Source organism: Enterobacter sp. BIDMC 29 (assembly GCF_019378755.1).
GTDB lineage: Bacteria > Pseudomonadota > Gammaproteobacteria > Enterobacterales > Enterobacteriaceae > Enterobacter > Enterobacter ludwigii.
The window spans coordinates 1,402,583-1,423,214 of record NZ_CP080000.1 but is presented as its reverse complement, the minus strand read 5'-3'; the positions used below and the strand labels follow the sequence as shown (position 1 = coordinate 1,423,214).

21 protein-coding genes are annotated in these 20,632 nt (G+C 54.6%); 9 read left to right on the top strand and 12 right to left on the bottom strand.

The window, feature by feature from the left end; genetic code table 11:
• Nucleotides 1–3: 3 nt before the first annotated feature.
• A complete protein-coding gene (locus JTA15_RS06375; RefSeq protein WP_014170026.1) occupies nucleotides 4–531 on the bottom strand; it encodes a helix-turn-helix domain-containing protein in 528 nt (175 codons plus the stop codon).
• Nucleotides 532–623: 92 nt separating this feature from the next.
• Here JTA15_RS06375 and JTA15_RS06370 point away from each other — a divergent pair, with 92 nt between their 5' ends.
• Nucleotides 624–1,790, top strand: a complete 1,167-nt coding sequence (locus JTA15_RS06370; RefSeq protein ID WP_073396774.1) for a benzoate/H(+) symporter BenE family transporter — start codon at nucleotides 624–626, stop codon at nucleotides 1,788–1,790.
• Here the strand turns inward: JTA15_RS06370 and JTA15_RS06365 are convergent.
• Complete coding sequence (locus JTA15_RS06365; protein WP_025204220.1) at nucleotides 1,770–2,642, bottom strand: helix-turn-helix domain-containing protein; 873 nt, start codon at nucleotides 2,640–2,642, stop codon at nucleotides 1,770–1,772. The genes JTA15_RS06370 and JTA15_RS06365 overlap by 21 nt on opposite strands.
• 173 nt (nucleotides 2,643–2,815) lie before the next feature.
• Between JTA15_RS06365 and JTA15_RS06360 the strand changes: the two genes are divergently transcribed.
• Complete coding sequence (locus JTA15_RS06360) at nucleotides 2,816–3,712, top strand: DMT family transporter (RefSeq protein WP_219372989.1); 897 nt, start codon at nucleotides 2,816–2,818, stop codon at nucleotides 3,710–3,712.
• 33 nt (nucleotides 3,713–3,745) lie between these two features.
• Here the strand turns inward: JTA15_RS06360 and JTA15_RS06355 are convergent, their stop codons facing one another.
• Nucleotides 3,746–4,420, bottom strand: coding sequence for a DUF3313 domain-containing protein (locus JTA15_RS06355; protein ID WP_020884175.1), 675 nt, complete (start codon nucleotides 4,418–4,420; stop codon nucleotides 3,746–3,748).
• A 135-nt stretch (nucleotides 4,421–4,555) separates the two neighbouring features.
• Nucleotides 4,556–6,151, bottom strand: coding sequence for an ABC transporter substrate-binding protein (locus JTA15_RS06350; RefSeq protein ID WP_219372988.1), 1,596 nt, complete (start codon nucleotides 6,149–6,151; stop codon nucleotides 4,556–4,558).
• Nucleotides 6,152–6,262: 111 nt separating this feature from the next.
• On the opposite strand from JTA15_RS06350, the gene pepT reads away from it, so the two are divergent.
• The gene (gene pepT / locus JTA15_RS06345) at nucleotides 6,263–7,492 is read left to right on the top strand and encodes a peptidase T (RefSeq protein WP_020884177.1); all 1,230 of its coding nucleotides are present in this window, start codon (nucleotides 6,263–6,265) and stop codon (nucleotides 7,490–7,492) included.
• Here pepT and tehB read toward each other — a convergent pair.
• Nucleotides 7,489–8,082, bottom strand: a complete 594-nt coding sequence (tehB, locus tag JTA15_RS06340; RefSeq protein WP_219372987.1) for a tellurite resistance methyltransferase TehB — start codon at nucleotides 8,080–8,082, stop codon at nucleotides 7,489–7,491. The genes pepT and tehB overlap by 4 nt on opposite strands.
• Nucleotides 8,082–9,083 carry a dicarboxylate transporter/tellurite-resistance protein TehA gene (gene tehA / locus JTA15_RS06335; protein ID WP_047366212.1) on the bottom strand — a complete coding sequence of 334 codons (1,002 nt, stop codon included), beginning with the start codon at nucleotides 9,081–9,083 and terminating at the stop codon, nucleotides 8,082–8,084. The genes tehB and tehA overlap by 1 nt, the downstream gene beginning before the upstream one ends.
• Nucleotides 9,084–9,205: 122 nt before the next feature.
• Here tehA and ydcK point away from each other — a divergent pair, with 122 nt between their 5' ends.
• The gene (gene ydcK, locus JTA15_RS06330; RefSeq protein ID WP_025204226.1) at nucleotides 9,206–10,186 is read left to right on the top strand and encodes a YdcK family protein; all 981 of its coding nucleotides are present in this window, start codon (nucleotides 9,206–9,208) and stop codon (nucleotides 10,184–10,186) included.
• Here ydcK and rimL read toward each other — a convergent pair.
• The 4 genes from rimL to JTA15_RS06310 form a co-directional block, all read right to left on the bottom strand.
• Nucleotides 10,181–10,729 carry a 50S ribosomal protein L7/L12-serine acetyltransferase gene (gene rimL, locus JTA15_RS06325; RefSeq protein ID WP_063214482.1) on the bottom strand — a complete coding sequence of 183 codons (549 nt, stop codon included), beginning with the start codon at nucleotides 10,727–10,729 and terminating at the stop codon, nucleotides 10,181–10,183. The genes ydcK and rimL overlap by 6 nt on opposite strands.
• A 47-nt stretch (nucleotides 10,730–10,776) precedes the next feature.
• Nucleotides 10,777–12,432, bottom strand: a complete 1,656-nt coding sequence (locus JTA15_RS06320) for a glucan biosynthesis protein D (RefSeq protein WP_025204228.1) — start codon at nucleotides 12,430–12,432, stop codon at nucleotides 10,777–10,779.
• A gap of 242 nt (nucleotides 12,433–12,674) precedes the next feature.
• On the bottom strand, nucleotides 12,675–13,448 hold the full coding sequence (locus JTA15_RS06315) for a transporter substrate-binding domain-containing protein (protein WP_025204230.1): 774 nt from the start codon (nucleotides 13,446–13,448) through the stop codon (nucleotides 12,675–12,677).
• Between the two features lie 10 nt (nucleotides 13,449–13,458).
• Nucleotides 13,459–14,628, bottom strand: a complete 1,170-nt coding sequence (locus JTA15_RS06310) for a pyridoxal phosphate-dependent aminotransferase (RefSeq protein ID WP_063924965.1) — start codon at nucleotides 14,626–14,628, stop codon at nucleotides 13,459–13,461.
• A 113-nt stretch (nucleotides 14,629–14,741) separates the two neighbouring features.
• On the opposite strand from JTA15_RS06310, the gene JTA15_RS06305 reads away from it, so the two are divergent.
• Nucleotides 14,742–15,599 carry a LysR family transcriptional regulator gene (locus JTA15_RS06305; protein WP_050736771.1) on the top strand — a complete coding sequence of 286 codons (858 nt, stop codon included), beginning with the start codon at nucleotides 14,742–14,744 and terminating at the stop codon, nucleotides 15,597–15,599.
• Here the strand turns inward: JTA15_RS06305 and JTA15_RS06300 are convergent.
• Both JTA15_RS06300 and JTA15_RS06295 read right to left on the bottom strand, forming a co-directional pair.
• Nucleotides 15,571–17,076 carry a carboxylesterase/lipase family protein gene (locus JTA15_RS06300; protein WP_025204232.1) on the bottom strand — a complete coding sequence of 502 codons (1,506 nt, stop codon included), beginning with the start codon at nucleotides 17,074–17,076 and terminating at the stop codon, nucleotides 15,571–15,573. The two genes, JTA15_RS06305 and JTA15_RS06300, sit on opposite strands and share 29 nt — an antisense overlap.
• Nucleotides 17,077–17,118: 42 nt before the next feature.
• The gene (locus tag JTA15_RS06295) at nucleotides 17,119–18,462 is read right to left on the bottom strand and encodes a VOC family protein (protein ID WP_014170009.1); all 1,344 of its coding nucleotides are present in this window, start codon (nucleotides 18,460–18,462) and stop codon (nucleotides 17,119–17,121) included.
• Nucleotides 18,463–19,106: 644 nt separating this feature from the next.
• On the opposite strand from JTA15_RS06295, the gene JTA15_RS06290 reads away from it, so the two are divergent.
• The 4 genes from JTA15_RS06290 to JTA15_RS06275 all read left to right on the top strand — a co-directional run bounded on the left by JTA15_RS06290 (nucleotide 19,107) and on the right by JTA15_RS06275 (nucleotide 20,631).
• On the top strand, nucleotides 19,107–19,286 hold the full coding sequence (locus JTA15_RS06290; protein WP_020884187.1) for a general stress protein: 180 nt from the start codon (nucleotides 19,107–19,109) through the stop codon (nucleotides 19,284–19,286).
• A gap of 91 nt (nucleotides 19,287–19,377) precedes the next feature.
• Complete coding sequence (locus tag JTA15_RS06285) at nucleotides 19,378–19,872, top strand: ferritin-like domain-containing protein (protein ID WP_020884188.1); 495 nt, start codon at nucleotides 19,378–19,380, stop codon at nucleotides 19,870–19,872.
• Nucleotides 19,873–19,895: 23 nt separating this feature from the next.
• Nucleotides 19,896–20,099 carry a hypothetical protein gene (locus tag JTA15_RS06280; protein ID WP_020884189.1) on the top strand — a complete coding sequence of 68 codons (204 nt, stop codon included), beginning with the start codon at nucleotides 19,896–19,898 and terminating at the stop codon, nucleotides 20,097–20,099.
• Between the two features lie 25 nt (nucleotides 20,100–20,124).
• The gene (locus tag JTA15_RS06275) at nucleotides 20,125–20,631 is read left to right on the top strand and encodes a ferritin-like domain-containing protein (protein ID WP_014170004.1); all 507 of its coding nucleotides are present in this window, start codon (nucleotides 20,125–20,127) and stop codon (nucleotides 20,629–20,631) included.
• Nucleotide 20,632: the final 1 nt, after the last annotated feature.

The window sequence follows — 20,632 nt, the reverse complement described above, 5'->3', positions numbered from 1 at the left end:
GCTTCAGCGGGGATAATGGATCAGGGAGTGAAAATGCACCGGCCGGTCGCTGCTGTTGCGGTAGGCGTGCGGTTTATCCCCGGCAAAACGCACCCCCGAATCGGCAGTAATGGTCTGCCACTCGCCATCGATGTTCATCTCCAGTTCGCCGCTGATCACCACCACGTGTTCAATCACGCCCGCCTCGTGGGGCGTGGATTCGCTCAGGGCGCCGGCAGCGAGGGTTATCGAAAAGTGGTCAAACTTTAGCGTCTCATCCCACGGGAATAACGGTTTCACCACCATCGCCTGCTGCTCCGGGTCGAATACCGCCTGCCTGTCAGCTGCCGGCGTGATGAAGGCAGAAAAAGGGATGTTCAGCCCCGTGGCGATTTTCCACAACGTGGATACCGTCGGGCTGGATTCATTGCGCTCGATTTGCCCGAGCATGGCCTTTGAAACGCCGGTCTCTTCCGCCAGTCTGGCGAGGCTCCAGCCACGCGCCTGACGCTCGGTTTTCAGTGTGTAAGCAAGATGTTGTGTGATGTCCATGTTCCCTCCTGATGCGACCGATCATACCACTTGTACGCTATAACGCACAGTGTTACCTTAGGGCGGACGTTATAACGCACAACGGAGTTTTTATGCGCCCTTCATCCTCACTCTTTCCTGCCGTTCTCGCCGGTTTTGTCGCCGTTCTGGTGGGATATGCCAGTTCCGCCGCCATTATCTGGCAAGCCGCTGCTGCCGCAGGCGCAAACGCGCAGCAGATCGCCGGCTGGATGACGGCCCTGGGGATAGGTATGGGGGTCAGCACGCTGGCGCTTTCCTGGTGGTATAAAGCCCCGGTGCTTACCGCCTGGTCTACACCCGGCGCGGCGCTGTTAGCCACCAGCCTGCACGGGGTAACGCTTGCCGAGACCATCGGGATTTTTATCTTTGCCAACGCGCTCATTCTGCTGTGCGGCGTAACCGGGTTGTTTGCTCGCCTGATGAAGCTTATCCCGCATTCCCTTGCCGCTGCTATGCTCGCCGGGGTGCTGCTCAGGTTTGGACTGCAGGCGTTCAGCAATCTTGAGGGGCATTTTTTGCTGTGCGGCAGCATGCTGGCGGCATGGCTGTTCGCCAAAGCGCTGGCCCCCCGCTACGCCATTGTCGCCACGTTGCTGGTGGGCAGTATGGTGGCCTGGGCGGGAGGTGACGTTGTCACAAAAGAGTTAACCCTTTCCGTGGTGATGCCCACGTTTATCGCGCCAACCTTTACGTTAACCAGTCTGATAAGCATTGGCGTGCCCTTCTTCCTGGTCACCATGGCGTCCCAGAATGCGCCGGGCTTCGCCACGATGCAGGCTTCCGGCTATCCTCTGGCCGTATCACCGCTGATGATCGTCACCGGAGGGCTGGCACTGGTGTTATCCCCGCTCGGCGTCTTTTCCATCTGTATCGCCGCGATCACCGCTGCGATTTGCCAGAGCCCGGATGCGCACCCGGATGCCAGCAAACGCTGGCTTGCCGCCGTGGCCGCAGGCGGGTTTTATCTGCTGGCGGGCATTTTTGGCGGATCCATTTCCGGGCTGATGGCCTCCCTTCCCCTGAGCTGGATCCAGATGCTCGCCGGCCTGGCGCTGCTGGGCACCATCAGCGGGAGCTTGTATCAGGCATTGAACAATGAAACGGAGCGCGACGCGGCAATTGTCACCTTTCTGATGACCGCCAGCGGCGTCACGATCCTGGGTATTGGCTCTGCGTTCTGGGGGCTGGTGTTGGGCGGCGTATGTTATACGGTCTTTTCACACCTTCGCCGCGCGTAGCTGCGAGGGCGTTATGCCCATCATGCTGCGAAAGCGGTTACTGAAATGGCTGGCGGAGTTAAACCCGCAGGCCAGCGCGATATCCGTGAGCGGTGTGGTTGTGTGCTGCACCAGCGCTTTGGCTTTCTCCATCCGACGCTGCATCACGTACTGATGTGGCGCCAGCCCCATGGACTGACGGAACATTCTGGCGAAATGATACTCGCTCAGCGCGGCCTGTTCGGCCAGTTCCGCCAGCGTCAGCGGCTGGGAAAGGTTCTCTTCGATAAACGCCAGCACGTTACGCAGCACAAACGGCGACAACCCGCCGGTCACCACCGGCAGCTTCCACTGCACGCTGGAGTAATTCTGTAACAGGTGGGTCATCAACAGCGTAGACGCGGTACTCAGGGTGAGCTGGTTAGCTTTTTGCTGCCAGTCGCAGCCGAGCAAAAACTGACGGTAAAGCGCGGTAATTTTCGGGTCGCTGCCGAAGATCTTTTCATCCAGCGTCAGGGACAGCGGGCGCTTGTCCCAGATTTTTTCCCCGACATCACGCAGATGCTCATCGGTGCAGTAGAGATGGACAAACGACAGGTCATCGCGAATATCCCACGTCGATTCACTCTCTTTTGGCATCAGACAGAAACGGTCCGGGCCGCCGCCGTTTTTCCAGCCGCCCGGCGTTTTTTGATAGCTCTCATAACCGTCCGCCACGTACAGGCTGAGGGTATGGTGATTACTTTTCACGGTTATCGTGTCGTGCTTGTTGTACCAGGCTGCCAGTTGAATACCGGAATTCAGCGCAACGGTTTCCCGCAGCACGGCGTTCTGCTGGCGTAGCGTTTCAAAGGTATCGTAAGCGCGAGACATAGCTATTAACGGGTGAGTAATCAGACTCTCAGTCTATGAAGTGTTGCGCCACGATGCCAGATCTGCAGCCACAAAAAAGCGCAAGAATATGCAAGTCCACCGCAAATCGGTGAAAGCAATGTCATGCCACTCGCGCCAGACTGCACTTTTCGCTGTGTGAGAAGAGAGCAACAATGAACGCATTACTCTATGGACTGGTGGTGGTGATATGGGGAACAACCTGGATTGCCATTTTCCTGCAACAGGGGCCAGTCGCAGCCCCGGTGTCAATTTTCTGGCGTTTTGCCGTGGCCTGCGCCACGATCATGATCGTCTTAATTGCCCTGCGTCGGCTTCGTAAGCTGGCCTTGCGGGATCATCTCTTTTGCATGCTGCAGGGATGCTGCGTTTTTTGCTTCAACTTCTGGTGTTTTTATACCGCCGCCGCGCACATTAATACCGGGCTGGAGTCGGTGATTTTCTCGATGGCCGTAATGTATAACGCCATCAACAGCTTTATTTTCTTCGGTCAACGCCCACCCGCACGCTTCTGGACGGCGGCGGCCCTGGGGCTTATCGGGATCATCACCCTCTTCTGGGACGACCTGCTGGCGAGCGGCTGGAGTGCCTCCCTGCTGACGGGGATTGGCCTTTCAGCACTGGGGACCTACGGGTTCTCGCTGGGCAATATGATCAGCATGCGCCACCAGCGAAAAGGGCTGGAGACCATGACCACCAACGCCTGGGCGATGTTTTACGGTACGGTCATTATGGGCTGCATTGCCCTGTTCCGGGGTGACAGTTTCATCCCCGAATGGACGGTGAGTTACATTGGCGCGCTGCTTTATCTCGCCATTTTTGGTTCGGTCATCGCTTTTGGTGCCTACTTCACGCTGGTGGGACGCATTGGCCCGGGCAAAGCGGCATACAGTACGCTGCTCTTCCCGCTGGTGGCGCTGTCTATCTCCACGGTATATGAAGGTTACGTGTGGAATCTCAATGGCATCATTGGATTACTGCTGATTCTGGGCGGGAATATGGTGATGTTTACGAAACCGGAAACCTGGTTCAGACGTTTGCGTATGGCATAAAAAAAAGGCCTGCAGCRMTGCAGGCCGTTTTGATTATTTCGCAGTTTTCTTAACATCAAACATGGTGGCATCCGTCGCCATGTCATCCACAACCTGTTTTAACGTTGCGAAGCCCATTGGCGTGTTTTCGTTCGCCAGCTCTTTACCTTCGCCTTTACGCACGACCTTCATGACCGGCTTATTCGTCGCCGAATCAATCAGCTCGCCTTCGAAGAAGAGATGGGTATCCATAGTGCGGTGCCCCGTTGCCATCTGCGTACCTGCAACCACTAACGCGACGGGCACTACTTCATAGAACTGCAGACCTTCTTTCTGTGAACTCACACCGGTAATCGCACCGCGGAAAATCAGGCTGTGTTTACCTGGTGTCGTAACAACAGGTTTACGCTGGCTGATTGCCGCTTTCATTTTGGTGTTGGTATAAGCCAGAAGCTCATCAAGCGTTTTTTGACCAATTTGGGTCGTTGGTTTTGGCGCTGGATAATAGGTGATTGGCGTCCATAAAATACTGTCGTAATTTGCCTCGTTATACGACGGGTCGACCCAACGCAGCGTCGGTTTACCCGTTGCGGACGTTGTTTGCTGCAATCCAGAATAATCTTTTAAAAAGCCTGAATATTGTTCGGGGGCGGCGACTTTAGACGAACAGCCCGCTAACGCCAACAGACCAGAAAGCACTGCAACTTTAAAAAAAGTGTGAGTACGCATGATGGTATTCCATGTTATCTGCAAGTATGCATTTGAAGTTATAGCAAAAGTCTGGCGGGTTTGTTGTGACAAAAAATGATGTAAGCAGCACAAATTGCGAAAAGATTGCCCGACTGCACACCGGGCAGAGAAAAACTACTGATTAATATCAACCTGCCAGAACAAATGCTTGCCAAACGGATCGATTTCATAGCCCGTGACTTCCTTGCGCACCGGTTCAAAAATCGTCGAATGGGCAATCATTACTGCCGGTATCTGGTCATGCATCATCTGCTGGGCCTCTTTATACAGCGCCACGCGTTTATCATGATCGGTTATCGATTTCGCTTCAGCGGTAATTTTATCAAATGGTTTGTAGCACCATTTGGCGGAATTAGATCCACCGTTAGCCGAAGTACAGGTAAATAACGGACCAAAGAAGTTATCCGGGTCGCCGGTTGCGGTGGTCCAGCCCATCAGCGCGGCCTGATGTTCACCGCCCTTCACCCGCTTAAGATACTCGCCCCATTCATAGGTGACGATTTTGGTCTGGACGCCAACCTTCGCCCAGTCGGCCTGAATCATCTCCGCCATCCGTTTTGCGTTCGGATTGTAGGGACGCTGAACCGGCATCGCCCATAAATCGATGCTGATGCCGTTTGCAAAACCAGCCTCCTTCAACAACGCTTTCGCTTTTTCAGGATCGTAGTCGTAATCCTTCAGTTCGCTGTCGGCGCTCCAGACGCCGGGTGGCAGCAGGTTTTTCGCCGCCGTGCCGGTGCCGTGGAATACCGCGTCAATGATGGCCGGCTTATTGATGGCCATTGCCAGCGCCTGGCGGACCTTCACGTTATCCAGCGGAGGTTTTTGCGTATTGAAGGCCAGAAAACCGGTATTCAGCCCGGCTTTACTCATCAGATTAATGTCTTTGTTAGCCTTCATGCGCGGCAGGTCCGCCGGGTTTGGAAACGGCATCACCTGACATTCGTTCTTCTCGATTTTGGCAAAACGCACCGAGGCATCGGGCGTGATGCTAAACACCAGTCGATCCAGCTTCGATTTGCCCTGCCAGTACTCCGGAAACGCAGTGAACAGGATGCGCGAATCTTTCTGGTACTGCGCCAGCTTAAACGGCCCGGTGCCAATCGGGTCCATATCCACCTTTTCCGGCGTGCCGGCTTTCAGCATCGCGTCGGCATACTCCGCCGACAGGATCGAGGCGAAATACCACGCCAGATCGGCGACAAACGGCGCTTCCGGATGGGCGAGCGTAAAGCGCACGGTGTGGTCATCGACTTTATCAATGGCCGTGATCAGGCTACCGAACTCAAGGCTCTCGAAGTTGGAATAGCTGCCGTTAGAGACGTTGTGATAGGGATGGTTAACATCCTTCTGGCGCATAAACGAGAAAATCACGTCGTCGGCGTTAAAGTCGCGCGTCGGCCTGAACGATTTATTACTCTGGAATTTCACCCCTTTACGCAGATGGAAGGTATAAACCTTGCCGTCATCGCTCACCTCCCAGCGTTCCGCGAGGCTCGGGACCAGTTCCGTTGTACCCGCCCTGAAATCGACCAGCCGGTTATAGACCGGCACGGCACTGGCATCCACGCTGGTTCCCGACGTGTATAACTGAGGATTAAAGTTTTCCGGCGATCCTTCAGAGCAATACACCAGCGTTTTTGCCGCGACGGTGGAACTGACCGTGAGCGCAGCAAGTGCCAGAGTTAACATTGTGAGTTTGCTTTTCATCATTTATTCCTGTCTTTTTAATTCGACGGCTAATTAATTCTTTTGCCATTTCATAAATATCATTAAAGTGATGTAGCAAACACCTGAAAAATAAATACAGAAGGAATCACTATGGGCTCGGCACTCTCCAGACAATTAACGCACCGCTTCTTCCGCTATCTCGCCATCACCAGCCAGAGCGATCCCAGAGTGAACACCCTTCCCTCTACGCCGGGCCAGCACGACATGGCGCGTGAGTTGGCCCAGGAACTGGCGCAGCTGGGTTTAGACGATATTGTGATTGATGAATACGCGACGGTTACTGCGGTTAAAAAAGGTAATGTAGCCGGGGCGCCACGCATCGGTTTTATTACCCATATTGATACCGTCGATGTCGGTTTATCACCGGATATTCATCCACAAATATTAAAATTTACGGGTGAAGACCTCTGTTTGAATAAAGAGAAATCAATCTGGTTACGCGTAAAAGAGCATCCGGAAATTCTGGCTTACCCGGGTGAAGAGATTATTTTCAGCGACGGGACCAGCGTATTAGGCGCAGATAATAAAGCCGCCGTCACCGTGGTCATGACGCTGCTGGAAAATCTGACGCCAGAACATCAGCATGGCGACATTGTGGTCGCGTTTGTGCCGGATGAGGAGATCGGCCTGTGTGGCGCGAAGGCGCTGGATCTAAACCGTTTTGACGTTGATTTTGCCTGGACCATCGACTGCTGTGAGCTGGGTGAGATTGTTTACGAGAACTTCAACGCCGCGGCGGCAGAAATTCGCTTTACCGGCGTAACGGCTCACCCCATGTCCGCCAAAGGCGTGCTGGTTAACCCACTGCTGATGGCGACAGACTTCATCAGCCATTTTGACCGCCAGCAAACCCCGGAATGCACCGAGGGGCGTGAAGGCTATATCTGGTTTAACGGCATTCAGGCGGGGCAAAACGAGGCCGTCTTAAAAGCGAATATCCGTGATTTCGATAAAGCACAGTTTGCCGCCCGCAAGCAGCAGATTGCCGATGTCGCGGCGTTGATTGCCGGGCAGCATCCTACGGCAAAGGTGGAGTATCGCATTGAAGATACCTACAGCAATATCAGCAATGCGATTGGTGAGGATCGTCGCGCTATCGACCTGATGTTTGAGGCCATGGAATCCCTTGGGATCACGCCCAAACCGACGCCAATGCGCGGCGGTACTGACGGCGCAGCGCTCTCGGCAAAAGGCCTGCTCACGCCAAACTTCTTCACCGGCGCGCATAACTTCCACTCGAAGTTTGAGTTTTTGCCGCTGTCGTCGTTCGAGGCCTCATACAACACGGCCCTGCAGCTCTGCCTGCTGGCCGCCCGTTAAGCGGGCTTGCGCGCCAGCAGCGTGGCAAAACGCAGTTTGATGCGGTTACCGTTCTCGTCTGTGCGGTGCAGTTCGCCCACCTCTTCGTTGTACTTGAGCAACGCCCAGCCCTCGTAGTAGTTGCTCAGTTCACCGCTTTTGAACGCAAACGGGAAGCCGACGGTGCACGGGTAATCCGCCGTGTCCATCGCGGCAACAATCAGGTTATAACCGCCGGGTCTGGTGCAGCGCTGCATATTGCCGATCAGGCCCGGAATGGTTTTCGCTTCCAGGAACATCAGCACCACGGTAGAGAGAATAAAATCGTATTCGCCCTCAAAGCTCAGGTTGTTCAGATCTTTGATTGCCGTCTGCAGGTTTACGATGCCTTCTTCCGCTTTGATACGCTCAATATTCTCGATACTCAGGGGATTTTTATCCCACGCGGTCACGTCGTAACCGTTGGCTGCCAGATAGAGGCTGTTACGCCCGTTACCACAGCCCAGATCCAGCGTTTTACCCGGTTTCACAATGCCCACGCTGTACAGCACTTCTGAGTGCGTACGGGTTAAGCCATATTTCTCTGTGAAGTAATTTTCATCAACAGCCATTATTTTTCCTCAGATTGCATAAGCAGCGCTTTATCAGTGCGCACCAGAAGTTTGCCCTGTATCAGCAAGATAAACGTTCGTACCAGCAGCATCCCGATGATGACATTGGTAAAGATAAACAGTGGGACGGCAATGGCGTGGAAAAAGCCCGACGGACTGCTCTGCCCAAGATGAAGCCCCGTGGTGGCCAGGGCCGACACGCCAAACGAGAAGCTCCAGAACGAGGCGTTAAACGGCTGGGACAAATACCATGGCATCAGCCGTAACATAAACAGCAGTTGCAACAGGCCGTAGCCGAACAGCATTTTGGCGAATGTATCCGCCTCGCCGCCATTGACGCTAAACCAGGCGCTGCAGGCCACCAGCGCGGGAGCCAGCTGAATACCCAGCGAGGTTCGCAGCGCGGAAGGCAACTCCCCGGCGCTACGAAGTCGTTGCAAAATCACAGGCTCAAGGCTGAGCCAGGAAAAAACGCCCGCCCCGAGAAACACCAGCCCGGCATCGTTAAACCCCAGCGCGCCGCACGCCATGGCGCTGATAAAGTTGTTTGCCACCGTGGGCAGGTATAACCCCGGCGTGGTGGCCTCTTGCGGATGGTTACCGCGCCATAATCCGGCGCTTTGCCAGGCAGCATAAGCCAGCTGTATCACCACCCCGACGCCAAATAACACCAGTGACACCGGACGCAGCCAGGGCACAAAACCGATGGCGACCAGCATCGTTGTGGCGGGAAAAAGGCTGACAAAACTGCTCATCACCGGGTGGCGCATCTCGGCCAGCACACTTCGCGGGAAACGGATCGCCCGGGTGATAAACGCCACCGTCAGCAAAAACCAAATCACAATCGCAAGGGCCACCAGGCTCTCACCAGGCCAGCGCGTCACGGGCCAGAGCGTGCTGGCGTATCGCCAGGCGAACCCCATCCCAATGATGCCAAGCACCATACCGAAGTAACCCGCGGGCAGGTTAAGCACTTGTTGAGCGTTGTTATTTTTATTCATTAATTTGAATTTTTAAAATGTATTTTAAATGCCATTTTAAGGGGTTTCCGCGACGGATGCCAGCACTACGAAACGCCGAAAGTTTGCTACGTTTAGTGGAGACGCTTACCCGAGACTCCATGATGAAAAAGTACAGGCTCAGCGAGGACACCCGCCTCTGGCAATGGAAAAACGGCGAGACAACGCACACGACGTCGTTACGACAGATTATTGCCACGGCGAATTTTAACGACATCGTGAGCGGCACGAAAGGCGGCTGGGTTGAAGATGAGAGCGCCCTCGCGCACGAAGGCGACTGCTGGATCTACGATGAAAACAGCGTCGTCTTTGCCGGTGCGACGGTGTCCGGCAACGCGCGCCTTACCCTGCCTTGCATCGTCAGTCATGACGCGCAGATTGGCGACAACTGCTGGCTGGACGGCGCAGAGGTCAGTCACGGTGCGCGCATAAGTGACAACGTCACGATACAACAATCCTGCGTGCGCGGCGAATGCCATATTTTCGGCGAGGCGCGGGTGCTTCATAACAGCGTGGTGATTGCTGCCAAAGGGCTTACGCCGGACCATGAGCAGATCCTGAAAATTTATGACAAGGCGACGGTGAGCCAGTCACGCATTGTGCATCAGGCGCAAATCTACGGCGAAGCAATGGTTAATTATGCCTTCGTTGAACACCGGGCGGAAGTTTTCGACAGCGCCATCCTCGAAGGCAACGATCTCAATAACGTCTGGGTATGTGACTGCGCAAAAGTGTACGGTAACGCCCGCGTCATTGCCGGTTTTGACGACGATGCCATCCCTACCGTCCGCTACAGCTCTCAGGTGGCAGAGAACGCGGTGGTGGAAGGAAATTGTGTCATTAAACACCACGTCCTGATTGGCGGTCAGGCCTGGCTGCGCGGCGGCCCTATCCTGCTTGACGATAAGGTCGTGATCCAGGGACGGGCGCGCATCAGCGGCGATGTGCTTATTGAGCATCGGGTTGAAATCACCGACGATGCGGTGATTGAGGCTTTTGCCGGTGAGAACATCCATCTGCGCGGAGAAAAGGTGATTAACGGCGACCAGCGCATCACCCGTACGCCTCTGTTGGGGGCGTTATAGCGGGTAAATTTTGCCGTAGAGATTCACATCGTCAAAACGGCCATTCAGAAACTCCGCTTCCCGCAGGCACCCCTCCAGCGTAAAACCGTTGCGCAGGGCAACGTTGTTGCTGGGTTTATTCGCTACCCGACACTTAATGACAAAACGGCGGATCTCGCCTCGCTCGACGTAATAGCGCATAAATGCCTGCAGCGCCTGCGACAGAATGCCCTGTCCCTGATGCGCCTCGTCCAGCCAGTAACCGATGTATCCGGCTTTGTTGGCGGGTTCAATCGCATTAAACGACAGCACGCCGACCAGGTCCTCATCCTTGAAAATCAGAAACATTTTGGCGTAGCCGCGCTGGTGCAGCATCTGATTACTCAGCACATTACGACGGGTGTCATCTTCGGTGCCCACATGCTGCGCCCAGTCAAAGGCGGTTTGCAGCCAGGCTTTGTTTCTGATGACCATGTTGTGCAAATCGGCAGTATAGCGCTCTTCGACGGCGCGAAGCTCGAGATGGTCAGTCACCGGGATAATTTCAGATTCAGTGGCGGTCATGGTCCCTTCCCGTCACCCTCTCCCCGCCGGGGAGAGGGAATAAATGGTCAACGCATGATGCGATCGTCAACGTAGTTACGTTTGTCCGGCGCAGGCGGGAAATACTGATACAGCCAGGTCTCACTGATCGCATCCCCCTGACAGCGCAGGAACAGGCGCATATCCACCGGTTCGGTCGAATCCGAGGTAGGATACCAGTCGAACAGAATGCGATAGCCGTCAAACGGCTCAACGTAGAGGATCTCAACCTGCTTCGCTTCGCCGCTGGAGAGGGTAATGACCGGCTCAATGCCTTTTGGCGCGGCAGCTTTCAGATCGCCCCCGACGAAGTCGATAGCAAAGCGACGGGCCCACACTTTCGGGTAGTTTTCGCCCGGCGCCCAGCCTTCCGGGAACCCACCCATACCGGTGCGGGTCGCGAAGACATTCGCCAGTGGGGAACGGACCGGCGGCATGGCGCTCCAGTAAAGACGGTATTTAAAGTCCAGCTCATCGCCCGCTTTCACCGGTTTTTCTGGCTGCCAGAAGCAGACCACGTTATCCAGTGTTTCACCCGTTGTCGGGATCTCCATCAGGCCAACCGCACCTTTACCCCAGTCGTTACGCGGCTCCACCCAGAGGCCTGGGCGTTTGTTATACCAGCCCATGACATCCTGATAATGCGAGAAATCGCGATCGAGCTGAAGCAAGCCGAACCCTTTCGGGTTTTTGTCCACAAACGCATTGAACTGCAGCTTCTGCGGGTTGTTCAGCGGACGGCAAATCCACTCCCCGTTACCGCGCCACATGGCGAGACGGTCGGAGTCATGAATTTGCGGGTGGATGGTATCGCACATGCGGCGTTCGTTTGTACCGCAGCTGAACATACTGGTCATCGGCGCAATGCCGAGCTGTTTAATGTCTTTACGCGCATAGAGATGGTTTTCCACCTCCATGATCACCTGGCTCTTCTCGCAGTGGATCACGAACTTATATGCACCGGTGATGCTTGGGCTGTCCAGCAGCGTATAGACGGTAAAGGTAGTGTCGCCCGGTTTGACGGTTTCAAACCAGAACGCGGTGAAGTCAGGGAACTCTTCCGGCGTGTCGGTAAAGGTATCCACCGCCAGACCCCGCGCGGAAAGACCATACTGATAGGTATCATCAACCGCACGGAAATAGCTCGCCCCCAGGAATGAGACGATATCACGACGCGCCAGTTCCGGTGCCTTGAAGGCGCGGAAACCGGCAAACCCAAGATCGCTTTGCCCTTCCAGCTGCTTCGTATCAACACCGGTTTCACCGTAACTGAACAGCTCAGGACGGAAGTGGATTTCGCGCGCCTGTGACGTTGACTGATCCAGCGAGAACATGCGCACGCGGCGACGGAAACCCATGCCCATATGGAAGAACTGCACGTCCAGCTGACGGCCTTCAATGTTATTCCACAGTGACTGTTTTTCATCGTAACGGATGGCGTTATAGGCCTGCGGCGTCATGGTCGCCAGCGTGTCCGGTAACGGTCGCGGTGCTCCGCCCCACGGGGTTTTCGCCAGGTCATGGGCCATGGATTGCAGTACGGAGAAGTCAAAACGACGGCTCTGACCGTCAGCAATGTCAGAGTCAGCAGCGTAAGCCGCTTTGGAAAACAGGGAAGCAAGGCCAGTTGTGCCGCTCAGGGCTGCCATTGCCAGCGAGCCTTTTAGAAAACGTCTGCGATTCATGCCTGGAAAAACGTCCTTATGGTCGTGTGAATGTGTTTCGCACTCGGCGAAATGACGGCAAGAAAGAACGCACAGCCTAAACAAAAATGGTTAAGAATCCAATTGTTGGGCGGCGATTATCTGTACAAAGTGCGAAATATTTTCTGTCGACCAGAACGACCCGAAAAAGGTGTAAAGAAAGGTATAAAGACGTGTATAAAAATGCCCCGGCTGGACATCGTCAGTCGGGGCAAATGAGGCGGTTATTTTACGCTGACATCGATACCTGGGAAGTACTTATCAGCGAGTTTAGCGATCGTGCCATCGGCACGCACTTTATCAATTGCGGCATCAAGTTGCTTTTTGGTGGCCTCGTCCCCTTTACGCAACCCAAAGCCGATCCCACTGCCGAGGATAGTGTCGTCCGACACCGGTTTGCCGATAAAGCCAAACCCTTTCCCCTGCGGCTTGCTGAGGAAACCTGCCTGCCCGGCCGCGGACATGACCAGCGAGGCGTCGATACGGCCATTCAGCAGATCGCCCCAGGCCATATTCTGATCTTTATAAGACACCACGGTGACACCCTGCTTTTCCCAGTGCTCTTTCGCGTAGGTTTCCTGAATAGAGCCCTGCAGGACACCGATGGTTTTGCCCTTAAGCCCCGCGGGCGTTGCCTCTACCGCGGTACCGGCCTTGCCAACGAGCTGCGATGGGATGCGGTAAATCGGCTGGGTAAAATCAATACTTTTACGTCGCTGTTCGGTGATGTTCATCGCCGAGTTAATCGCATCAAATTTCTTCGCCACCAGGCCCGGTATTAACGCATCAAAAGAGGTTTCAACCCAGGTGCATTTCAGCGCTGCGGCTTTGCAGATGGCATTGCCCAGCTCAACGTCAAACCCTTCCAGTTCGCCGGCAGCATTTCGGCTTTCAAACGGCGGATATTCCGCCTCCAGCCCGTACCGCAGTTCGGTAGCCGCGAATGACGAAAACGTACACAGCAATCCCATGCCGACAACTAACGCGCGTAATTTCATCTCCAACTCCTTAGCGTGGTTTAACCCGACACAGGGCCTGGGCACCTGCCCGTAACGTCGCCTCATCTTTCGCAAAAGAGAGACGAATCAATTTATTATCCGTACCATCCGCATAAAACGCCGACAGCGGAATGGTGGCCACTCCATACTCAACGATCAGCCGTTTCACCAGTTCACTGTCGCGCTCATCGCTAAACTGGCTGTAGTCGGCCAGCAGGAAAAACGAACCGGCGCTCGGCAAGAGTCTGAACGGTGATGCTTCCAGCAAACTTTGCAGCAGATCGCGTTTGCGCTGATAAAACGCCGCCAGCGACAGCCAGGTTTGCGGGTCAATCATGTGCTCTGCAAACGCATGCTGCATTGGCGTATCGGCAGAAAACATCAGAAATTGATGGACTTTACAAATCTCATCCATCAGTACCGCCGGAGCAACACAGTAACCCACGCGCCAGCCGGTCACGTGATAGGTTTTTCCGAAGGAAGAGATAATGACGCTACGCTCCGCCAGCTGCGGATGTGTCGCCATACCGTGGTGCGGTTCACCATCAAAGACGACGTGTTCGTACACTTCGTCAGACAAAATAATGATATCGGTATTGCGGGTCACCGCCACCAGCTGCTGCAGGTCCTCTGCTGAGAAGACCTGCCCGCTCGGGTTGTGCGGGGTATTGATGATAATCATGCGCGTGCGCGGAGTGATCGCCGCACGGACTTCATCCCAGTTGACGGCAAAATCCGGCACCGTCAGTTTAATGGCAACCGGCGTGGCCCCCTGCAGGCGAACAATCGGGGCATAACTGTCAAACGACGGTTCAAAGTAGATCACTTCGTCGCCCGGGTGCACCAGCCCGCTGATCGCCGAATAGAGTCCTTCACTGGCACTGGCGGTGACCAGCACTTCGCTGGCCGGGTCATAGCGCGTGCCGTAGAGGGTGGCAATTTTATCCGCAATACGCTCTTTAAGCGGCTGCAGGCCGGTCATTGCCGCGTACTGGTTGTGCCCTGCCTCCATCGCCCGGGTCACCCCGGCGACCAGTTTGGGATCGCAGGAAAAATTGGGTGCACCCTGAGAAAGATTGATGGCGTTATGCCGGGCGGAGAGCTGGCCGATAACGGTAAAAATCGTGGTTCCCACATCGGGTAATTTGGAACGGGTGTGCACCGGAGTGTGTAACGTCATCCTCTTTCCTTTCTCATGATGAATGCATAACTATTCAAACAACAAGTCAGTTGTCGGGACAATCGAATTGTTGTCATAATAGCCATGAGAAAAACGCATACCTGAGGTGGTTAATGTCGCGCCGTTCGCTCCCGCTTAATGCCATCGATGCCTTTTTAGTCACCGCGCGTCATCTGAATCTGACCCATGCCGCAACAGAACTCTGTCTGACGCAGGGAGCCGTAAGTCGCAAAATCGCCACCCTTGAAGCGTGGTTCGGCTTTCCGCTGTTCGAGCGCCATGCGCGCGGCCTGCGCCTCTCCCCACAGGGCAGCGCCCTGCTTCCGGAATTGCAATCCACTTTTGAAACGCTGCTGACCCTGGCCGATCGGGCCCGTACCCAGCAAACCGTGATCCGACTCAAAGCACCCACCTGCGCCATGCGCTGGCTGGTGCCTCGTCTGCTGGAGGTGGAGCGCGAGCAGCCGGATATGCAGATCGCATTGACCACCACTACCGACCATAACGTCAATTTCAAAACGGAATCTTACGACGCGGCCATTGTATTTGGCACCCATATGAGCGCGGGCGATCTGCTGTTTGAAGAGGCGTTAACCCCGGTAATGAGCCCCCTGCGAGCAGGTTGCGAACTGGGTGCGTTAACCTTCCTTCACCCGACACGGGATAAGACAGACTGGTCATTGTGGCTGGCGAAGCAGGAAGGCCCGGGGGTTGTTATGCACAAAAATCAACACTTCGACACGATGGACCTTGCCATCACGGCCGCCATTCAGGGGCTGGGGGTTGCCATTGCCGACGAAACGCTGGTGGAAGAAGATGTCCGCGCCGGAAGGCTGGCGCGGCCTTTTGAGAGCAGCATTAAAACGGGTGCGAGCTACAGACTGGTTCTGCGCGAATCGCCTGGCCAGGAAAATGGGCTGGCGGCGTTTCGCGCCTGCCTGCTCAGTCGAGGCTCACATGGTGTTTCATGACGCGCTTAAAGAGGCTCATGCGCGCGCGCATAAAGCGGTTTTCAAGCCTGAAACCTGCATGTTTATTCACGCCGATACGTAGCAGCACGTCCCTTCCTTTTCGACAGGCCGGCCAGTGCGTCGGGCCAGGAAGACTTTCCCGGTGACCGGCGTCACGCGCAAAACTCACCCAATAATCTGCAACCTGCGCTGCGAATTGCCGGTCTCGCGCGTTAACGTAGTGGCAGGAAGGCTCAATCTCACCAAGGGTGTCAAACACGTACGGCACCTCATTACCGTGCCAGGCACCGTTGATATAGGTTGCGTGTTCTGCTTCCGCCACATAGTCGAACCAGTAACGCCAGCACAAGCCGCCCACGCGCTGCTGGGCCTGCATCACCACATATCCCATGGTGGTAAAAGCCATATCCCGGCACACCTGCCTGCCAAGCTCCACATCCCCTTTCACACCCGGATAGAGCAGTTTGATCAGCCCCAGTCCAAAGCGACGTTCACGGCGAAGCTTCTGGATCTGACCGGCGAGATCGATACCAAATACCGCCATCACGCTGGCTTCGTCACTGTTCGACCCAATCATTACCGGAACAGGATGCTGACGCGCGGCAAAGAACACATCGAGCATTGATTCCGGCAGAACACAGTCTCCGACGATGGGTGCCGGGGCGATGTTCAGCGGCGCGGCCAGCGGCCAGAACGCTTCGGGGGGAATGGCACGTAACTGTTCTGCTGACGCCTTCTCAAGGCCAAAATGCGCCGCCAGCGCTTCCCCTTTTTGCAAGGCCTGTTCCCGCGGCGTATCCGGCAGGGTGTATCCGCTTTGCACAATCGCCTTGTGGAAGAGTCCCTTCGCCAGCGGAGACGCCAGCAGCGACAGCACGCTGCGCGCGCCGGCGGATTCGCCAAACAGGGTGACGTTGTCAGGATCGCCACCGAAAGCGGCAATATTCTCCCGAACCCATTCAAGGGCGGCAATCTGATCCAGCAGCGCAAAGTTATGCACCACCCGGTCTTCTTCTCCTTCCAGCGCGGGATGGGCAAAGAAGCCAAGGTGACCAAGACGGTAATTGATCGTCACAACCACCACGCCGCGCGTTGCCAGCGCCTTACCGTTATAGGGCGGCAGGCCACCCGCGCCAATGGTAAACCCCCCGCCGTGCAGCCAGACCATGACGGGAAGCGGCGCCGGCCGCTCGACGGGTGACCAGACGTTAAGATACAGACAATCTTCTGAGAACCGGCCGGGATCGCCGCCGCCTAACGCCTGGCAATACTCACTGTTCTGCCAGCTTGAGGGCGAAAAAGCGGTGGCCAGACGCAGCCCCTCCCAGCGTTCAGGCGGCCGTGGCGAACGCCAGCGCCAGTTGCCAACGGGAGGCGCCGCATAGGGAATACCACACCAGAGATGAACGTTTTCATCCGTTAAACCAGACAGTGCGCCCTGGCGCGTTTCAATCACAGGGGCGGAGGGATTTTGCATAACAACCTTCTGTTTCCATCACACCCCAGAAGAGTAACGATTTCAGAGCAAACCGCAACGCTGTTTGCTGCGGATTTCAGCCTCCTGATAGAGCATGAACTCATCGTACACCGGGCAACCCAGCGCCGCTTCGAACGCGTCGCGACTGGCGTTACCGTGGCTACGCGCCTGGGTTTCATTGCCCAGATTCGACTGGAAAATCCCTGCGGCACTGACCGGGAGGAAATCTTCATAGGTAATCGGCTGAGCGACAACCCACCCGCGCTCAATTAACGGCTGTGGATCGTCTCCCGGACGAAACGCATGTCGATGCGCTTCCCCGGATGGCGTCAGGCGATAGCGGAAATAGGCCAGCTCCTGACGGCGCATCAACAATTCACTGTCCGGGAAGGCGCTGAAGATCTCGCGCAAATGGAGCTGGTGCGTCATGTTATCTTTACCGGTACCGGCCTCTGCAAGCAGGCTGTCATAAAGCGCACGACCTTTTGGCGTCAGCGCCACGCCGCGCTGTTCAATTTCGCCAAAGCGCGCGGTATGCGTTCCTGTATGCTCCCCGGCAAACAGCACCGGCTCTTCCAGCGCTTTAAAGCTGGTCTGGCGCAGTAATACGGGAACCTCGCGGCGCGGTGGTCCTTCAATCAGAATTTTAGGTTCAATCCCGTACTTCGGCATCAGCTCCTGCACCCGGTCAATATCCAGCGTACGTGGCGTGAGGTGGTTGATATGGCACCCCGGGAAACAGACCACATCCGCAATCAGTCGGTGCTCGTTATGCAATGCCAGATAGGTCTCCTGGTCGACCGTCGCATGACGATGCCAGCGGAAGGTTTCTAACGCCTCCTGTACAAATGCCTGCGCCTGCGCATCCGTAAAGTGCCCTTCTGCCTCATGCAGCGCGATAAGTTCCAGACAACGCGGGGTAAAGATATTGCGGTGAGACAGGATCTCCGCGGCACGCTCACGCAGGACGACGTTGTCAATCAATTCGAGGCGCAGCAGCGAGGTAAAGATACGAAACGGATTTCGGCACAGCGCCGCATCATCGACCGGGCGGAACGCCGTGGAATGGACGGGCACGCCCGCCTGAGAGAGGTCATAATAGCTGACCGGGTACATCCCCATAATGGCAAACATACGACGCAAGGTCGAAAGCTCTTGCGCGGTACCCACGCGGATCGCCCCGTGACGCTCCACATTCAGGCGCGCCAGTTCATCCGCGTTCGCCAGTTGTTCATGTAATAGTGGGTTATTTTCCAGAACCGCCAGGTTTACGTCCGCAACCAGGTCGAGCAAGGTGCCGTACTGCGGAACTTCCTGCTGGTACATCGCCGACATAGCCTGCGAAAAGTGTTCCCGAATATCATCAGCCGTGATGGTGTTCGCCATGATGTCATGCCTCCAGTGAATATTACCTGGAGTGTAGAGAAACCCGTTCTCTCTGGGGGGAAGAATTTCCGATTTGTGATCTTAAGACAGGAGTGGTTAAAGCGTGTGCTGGCCTGCCCTGACACCCATATGACCTGGCAGATTCACCTTCTCTAAATGTAGATTCACCTTCTCTAAATAAAGCGCTTTCTGATCAAACTGTATTATTAATAACCTCATCGCTTAACCATTAAGAGGTAATAAATAGCATTATCTTAAGAGGTAATATCTCATTAAAAGCAAATATCAGTGGCATATATCTTATTTCGTTAACGCAACAAGCGGATTTTCAATATTTCTCCTTAAGATTAATCTGTAATTTTTAGACTGCCGCACGCGCTTCAGGCATAAACAATGCAAGAAAAACAGTTATCCCCTGCGGCTGGCGGATTAACTCCATGAAGACAGGCAGTTAACCGCAAGCCATCCAGGATATATTCATATTAAACGAAGCGTTAACCATCAGAAATATCTCAGCAACGAAGCGATGGTTTACAAAACATATTTGACGAATATGAAACACCGACTAAAGTTATTATTCGAACGACGAGTGATACGGAATATTTTCGTATCTTAACTGACATAACCAATATATGAGGTTTAATATGGCAGAGCATCGTGGTGGTTCCGGTAATTTCGCACAAGACCGTGAAAAAGCATCAGAAGCTGGACGTAAAGGTGGCCAGCACAGCGGCGGTAATTTTAAAAACGATCCGCAACGCGCATCTGAAGCAGGTAAGAAAGGAGGAGAAAACAGCCACGGTGGTGGCCGTAAAAACTCCTGATCTGATGTAAATCTCTTTTATTTAAAACAGAGAGCATGCTGCGGGCCTCCAGGCTCGCAGTACCCCTTCTTTATTTTACCGGAGCGTAATGATGAATATGAAAAGTGTCGAAGATGTGTTTATTCACCTCCTGTCTGATACCTACAGCGCTGAGAAGCAGCTGACCCGCGCGCTCGGCAAACTGGCTCGTGCTGCCTCCAGTGAAAAACTGAGCGCAGCCTTTAGTGCACACCTTGAAGAGACGCAGGGACAGATTGAGCGTATCGACCAGATTATCGAGCAAGAATCTGGCCTTAAGCTCAAACGTATGAAGTGCGTAGCAATGGAAGGCCTGATTGAAGAGGCCAATGAGGTCATCGAGAGCACCGAGAAAAATGAGGTGCGTGACGCCGCATTAATTGCCGCAGCACAAAAAGTGGAGCATTACGAAATTGCCAGTTACGGTACCCTCGCCACATTAGCAGAACAACTGGGCTATAAAAAAGCCGTTAAACTTCTGGCAGAAACGCTGGAAGAAGAGAAAGAAACCGATCTTAAACTTACCGACCTGGCCGTAGGCAATATTAACCAAAAAGCGCAAAAATGACGCTATAGCAAAGGTTAAATAAAATGAGCATCAGTCCCAGGACTATTAAACGGTGCCATTTAACGGCAGCAATAATATGGTTCATACTCGCTATCCCTTCCGTTTTATGGTGGAAGAGCAGCGTGCTATGGGTCATTATCATCAGTATCTACGCCAATATTGTCGGCCATTTATCTGGCTACAGTGCTGCGCGTGCCGATCAGGCTGCTGAGAGTGAGACCAAATAAGCGACACCATAATGAGGACATTATAATGAATCACGTAGAACACTACCATGACTGGCTACGCGATGCCCATGCGATGGAAAAGCAAGCCGAATCTATGCTGGAATCCATGGCCAGCCGTATCGATAATTATCCCGATGTTCGCGCCAGAATTGAGCAGCATATTAGTGAAACGAAGCGACAAATTACCTTACTGGAAGAGATCCTCGACCGTAATGATATTTCGCGTTCGGTTTTAAAAGATTCGATGAGTAAAATGGCGGCGCTCGGACAGTCCATTGGCGGGATGTTCCCCTCTGATGAGATCGTCAAAGGGTCTATCAGCGGCTATGTTTTCGAACAGTTTGAAATAGCCTGCTACACCTCCCTGCTGGCCGCGGCCAAAAAAGCGGGCGACATGGCTTCCGTGCCCGCCATCGAAAGTATCCTGGCGGAAGAGCGCGAGATGGCCGACTGGCTGATTCGCCACATTCCACAGACCACCGAACAGTTCCTGCTGCGTTCAGACGCATCCGGTGTCGAAGCAAAAAAATAAC

Excerpts from the sequence above, each read along its gene's own strand:
- JTA15_RS06320 (WP_025204228.1), bottom strand. The coding sequence starts at position 12,432 with ATGAATCGCAGACGTTTTCTAAAAGGCTCGCTGGCAATGGCAGCCCTG.
- ydcK (WP_025204226.1), top strand. The coding sequence starts at position 9,206 with ATGAAAAAGTACAGGCTCAGCGAGGACACCCGCCTCTGGCAATGGAAA.
- tehA (WP_047366212.1), bottom strand. The coding sequence starts at position 9,083 with ATGAATAAAAATAACAACGCTCAACAAGTGCTTAACCTGCCCGCGGGT.
- JTA15_RS06370 (WP_073396774.1), top strand. The coding sequence starts at position 624 with ATGCGCCCTTCATCCTCACTCTTTCCTGCCGTTCTCGCCGGTTTTGTC.
- JTA15_RS06290 (WP_020884187.1), top strand. The coding sequence starts at position 19,107 with ATGGCAGAGCATCGTGGTGGTTCCGGTAATTTCGCACAAGACCGTGAA.
- tehB (WP_219372987.1), bottom strand. The coding sequence starts at position 8,082 with ATGGCTGTTGATGAAAATTACTTCACAGAGAAATATGGCTTAACCCGT.
- JTA15_RS06275 (WP_014170004.1), top strand. The coding sequence starts at position 20,125 with ATGAATCACGTAGAACACTACCATGACTGGCTACGCGATGCCCATGCG.
- JTA15_RS06300 (WP_025204232.1), bottom strand. The coding sequence starts at position 17,076 with ATGCAAAATCCCTCCGCCCCTGTGATTGAAACGCGCCAGGGCGCACTG.
- JTA15_RS06365 (WP_025204220.1), bottom strand. The coding sequence starts at position 2,642 with ATGTCTCGCGCTTACGATACCTTTGAAACGCTACGCCAGCAGAACGCC.
- rimL (WP_063214482.1), bottom strand. The coding sequence starts at position 10,729 with ATGACCGCCACTGAATCTGAAATTATCCCGGTGACTGACCATCTCGAG.
- JTA15_RS06305 (WP_050736771.1), top strand. The coding sequence starts at position 14,742 with ATGTCGCGCCGTTCGCTCCCGCTTAATGCCATCGATGCCTTTTTAGTC.
- JTA15_RS06280 (WP_020884189.1), top strand. The coding sequence starts at position 19,896 with ATGAGCATCAGTCCCAGGACTATTAAACGGTGCCATTTAACGGCAGCA.
- JTA15_RS06315 (WP_025204230.1), bottom strand. The coding sequence starts at position 13,448 with ATGAAATTACGCGCGTTAGTTGTCGGCATGGGATTGCTGTGTACGTTT.
- pepT (WP_020884177.1), top strand. The coding sequence starts at position 6,263 with ATGGGCTCGGCACTCTCCAGACAATTAACGCACCGCTTCTTCCGCTAT.
- JTA15_RS06375 (WP_014170026.1), bottom strand. The coding sequence starts at position 531 with ATGGACATCACACAACATCTTGCTTACACACTGAAAACCGAGCGTCAG.
- JTA15_RS06295 (WP_014170009.1), bottom strand. The coding sequence starts at position 18,462 with ATGGCGAACACCATCACGGCTGATGATATTCGGGAACACTTTTCGCAG.
- JTA15_RS06355 (WP_020884175.1), bottom strand. The coding sequence starts at position 4,420 with ATGCGTACTCACACTTTTTTTAAAGTTGCAGTGCTTTCTGGTCTGTTG.
- JTA15_RS06285 (WP_020884188.1), top strand. The coding sequence starts at position 19,378 with ATGAATATGAAAAGTGTCGAAGATGTGTTTATTCACCTCCTGTCTGAT.
- JTA15_RS06360 (WP_219372989.1), top strand. The coding sequence starts at position 2,816 with ATGAACGCATTACTCTATGGACTGGTGGTGGTGATATGGGGAACAACC.
- JTA15_RS06350 (WP_219372988.1), bottom strand. The coding sequence starts at position 6,151 with ATGAAAAGCAAACTCACAATGTTAACTCTGGCACTTGCTGCGCTCACG.
- JTA15_RS06310 (WP_063924965.1), bottom strand. The coding sequence starts at position 14,628 with ATGACGTTACACACTCCGGTGCACACCCGTTCCAAATTACCCGATGTG.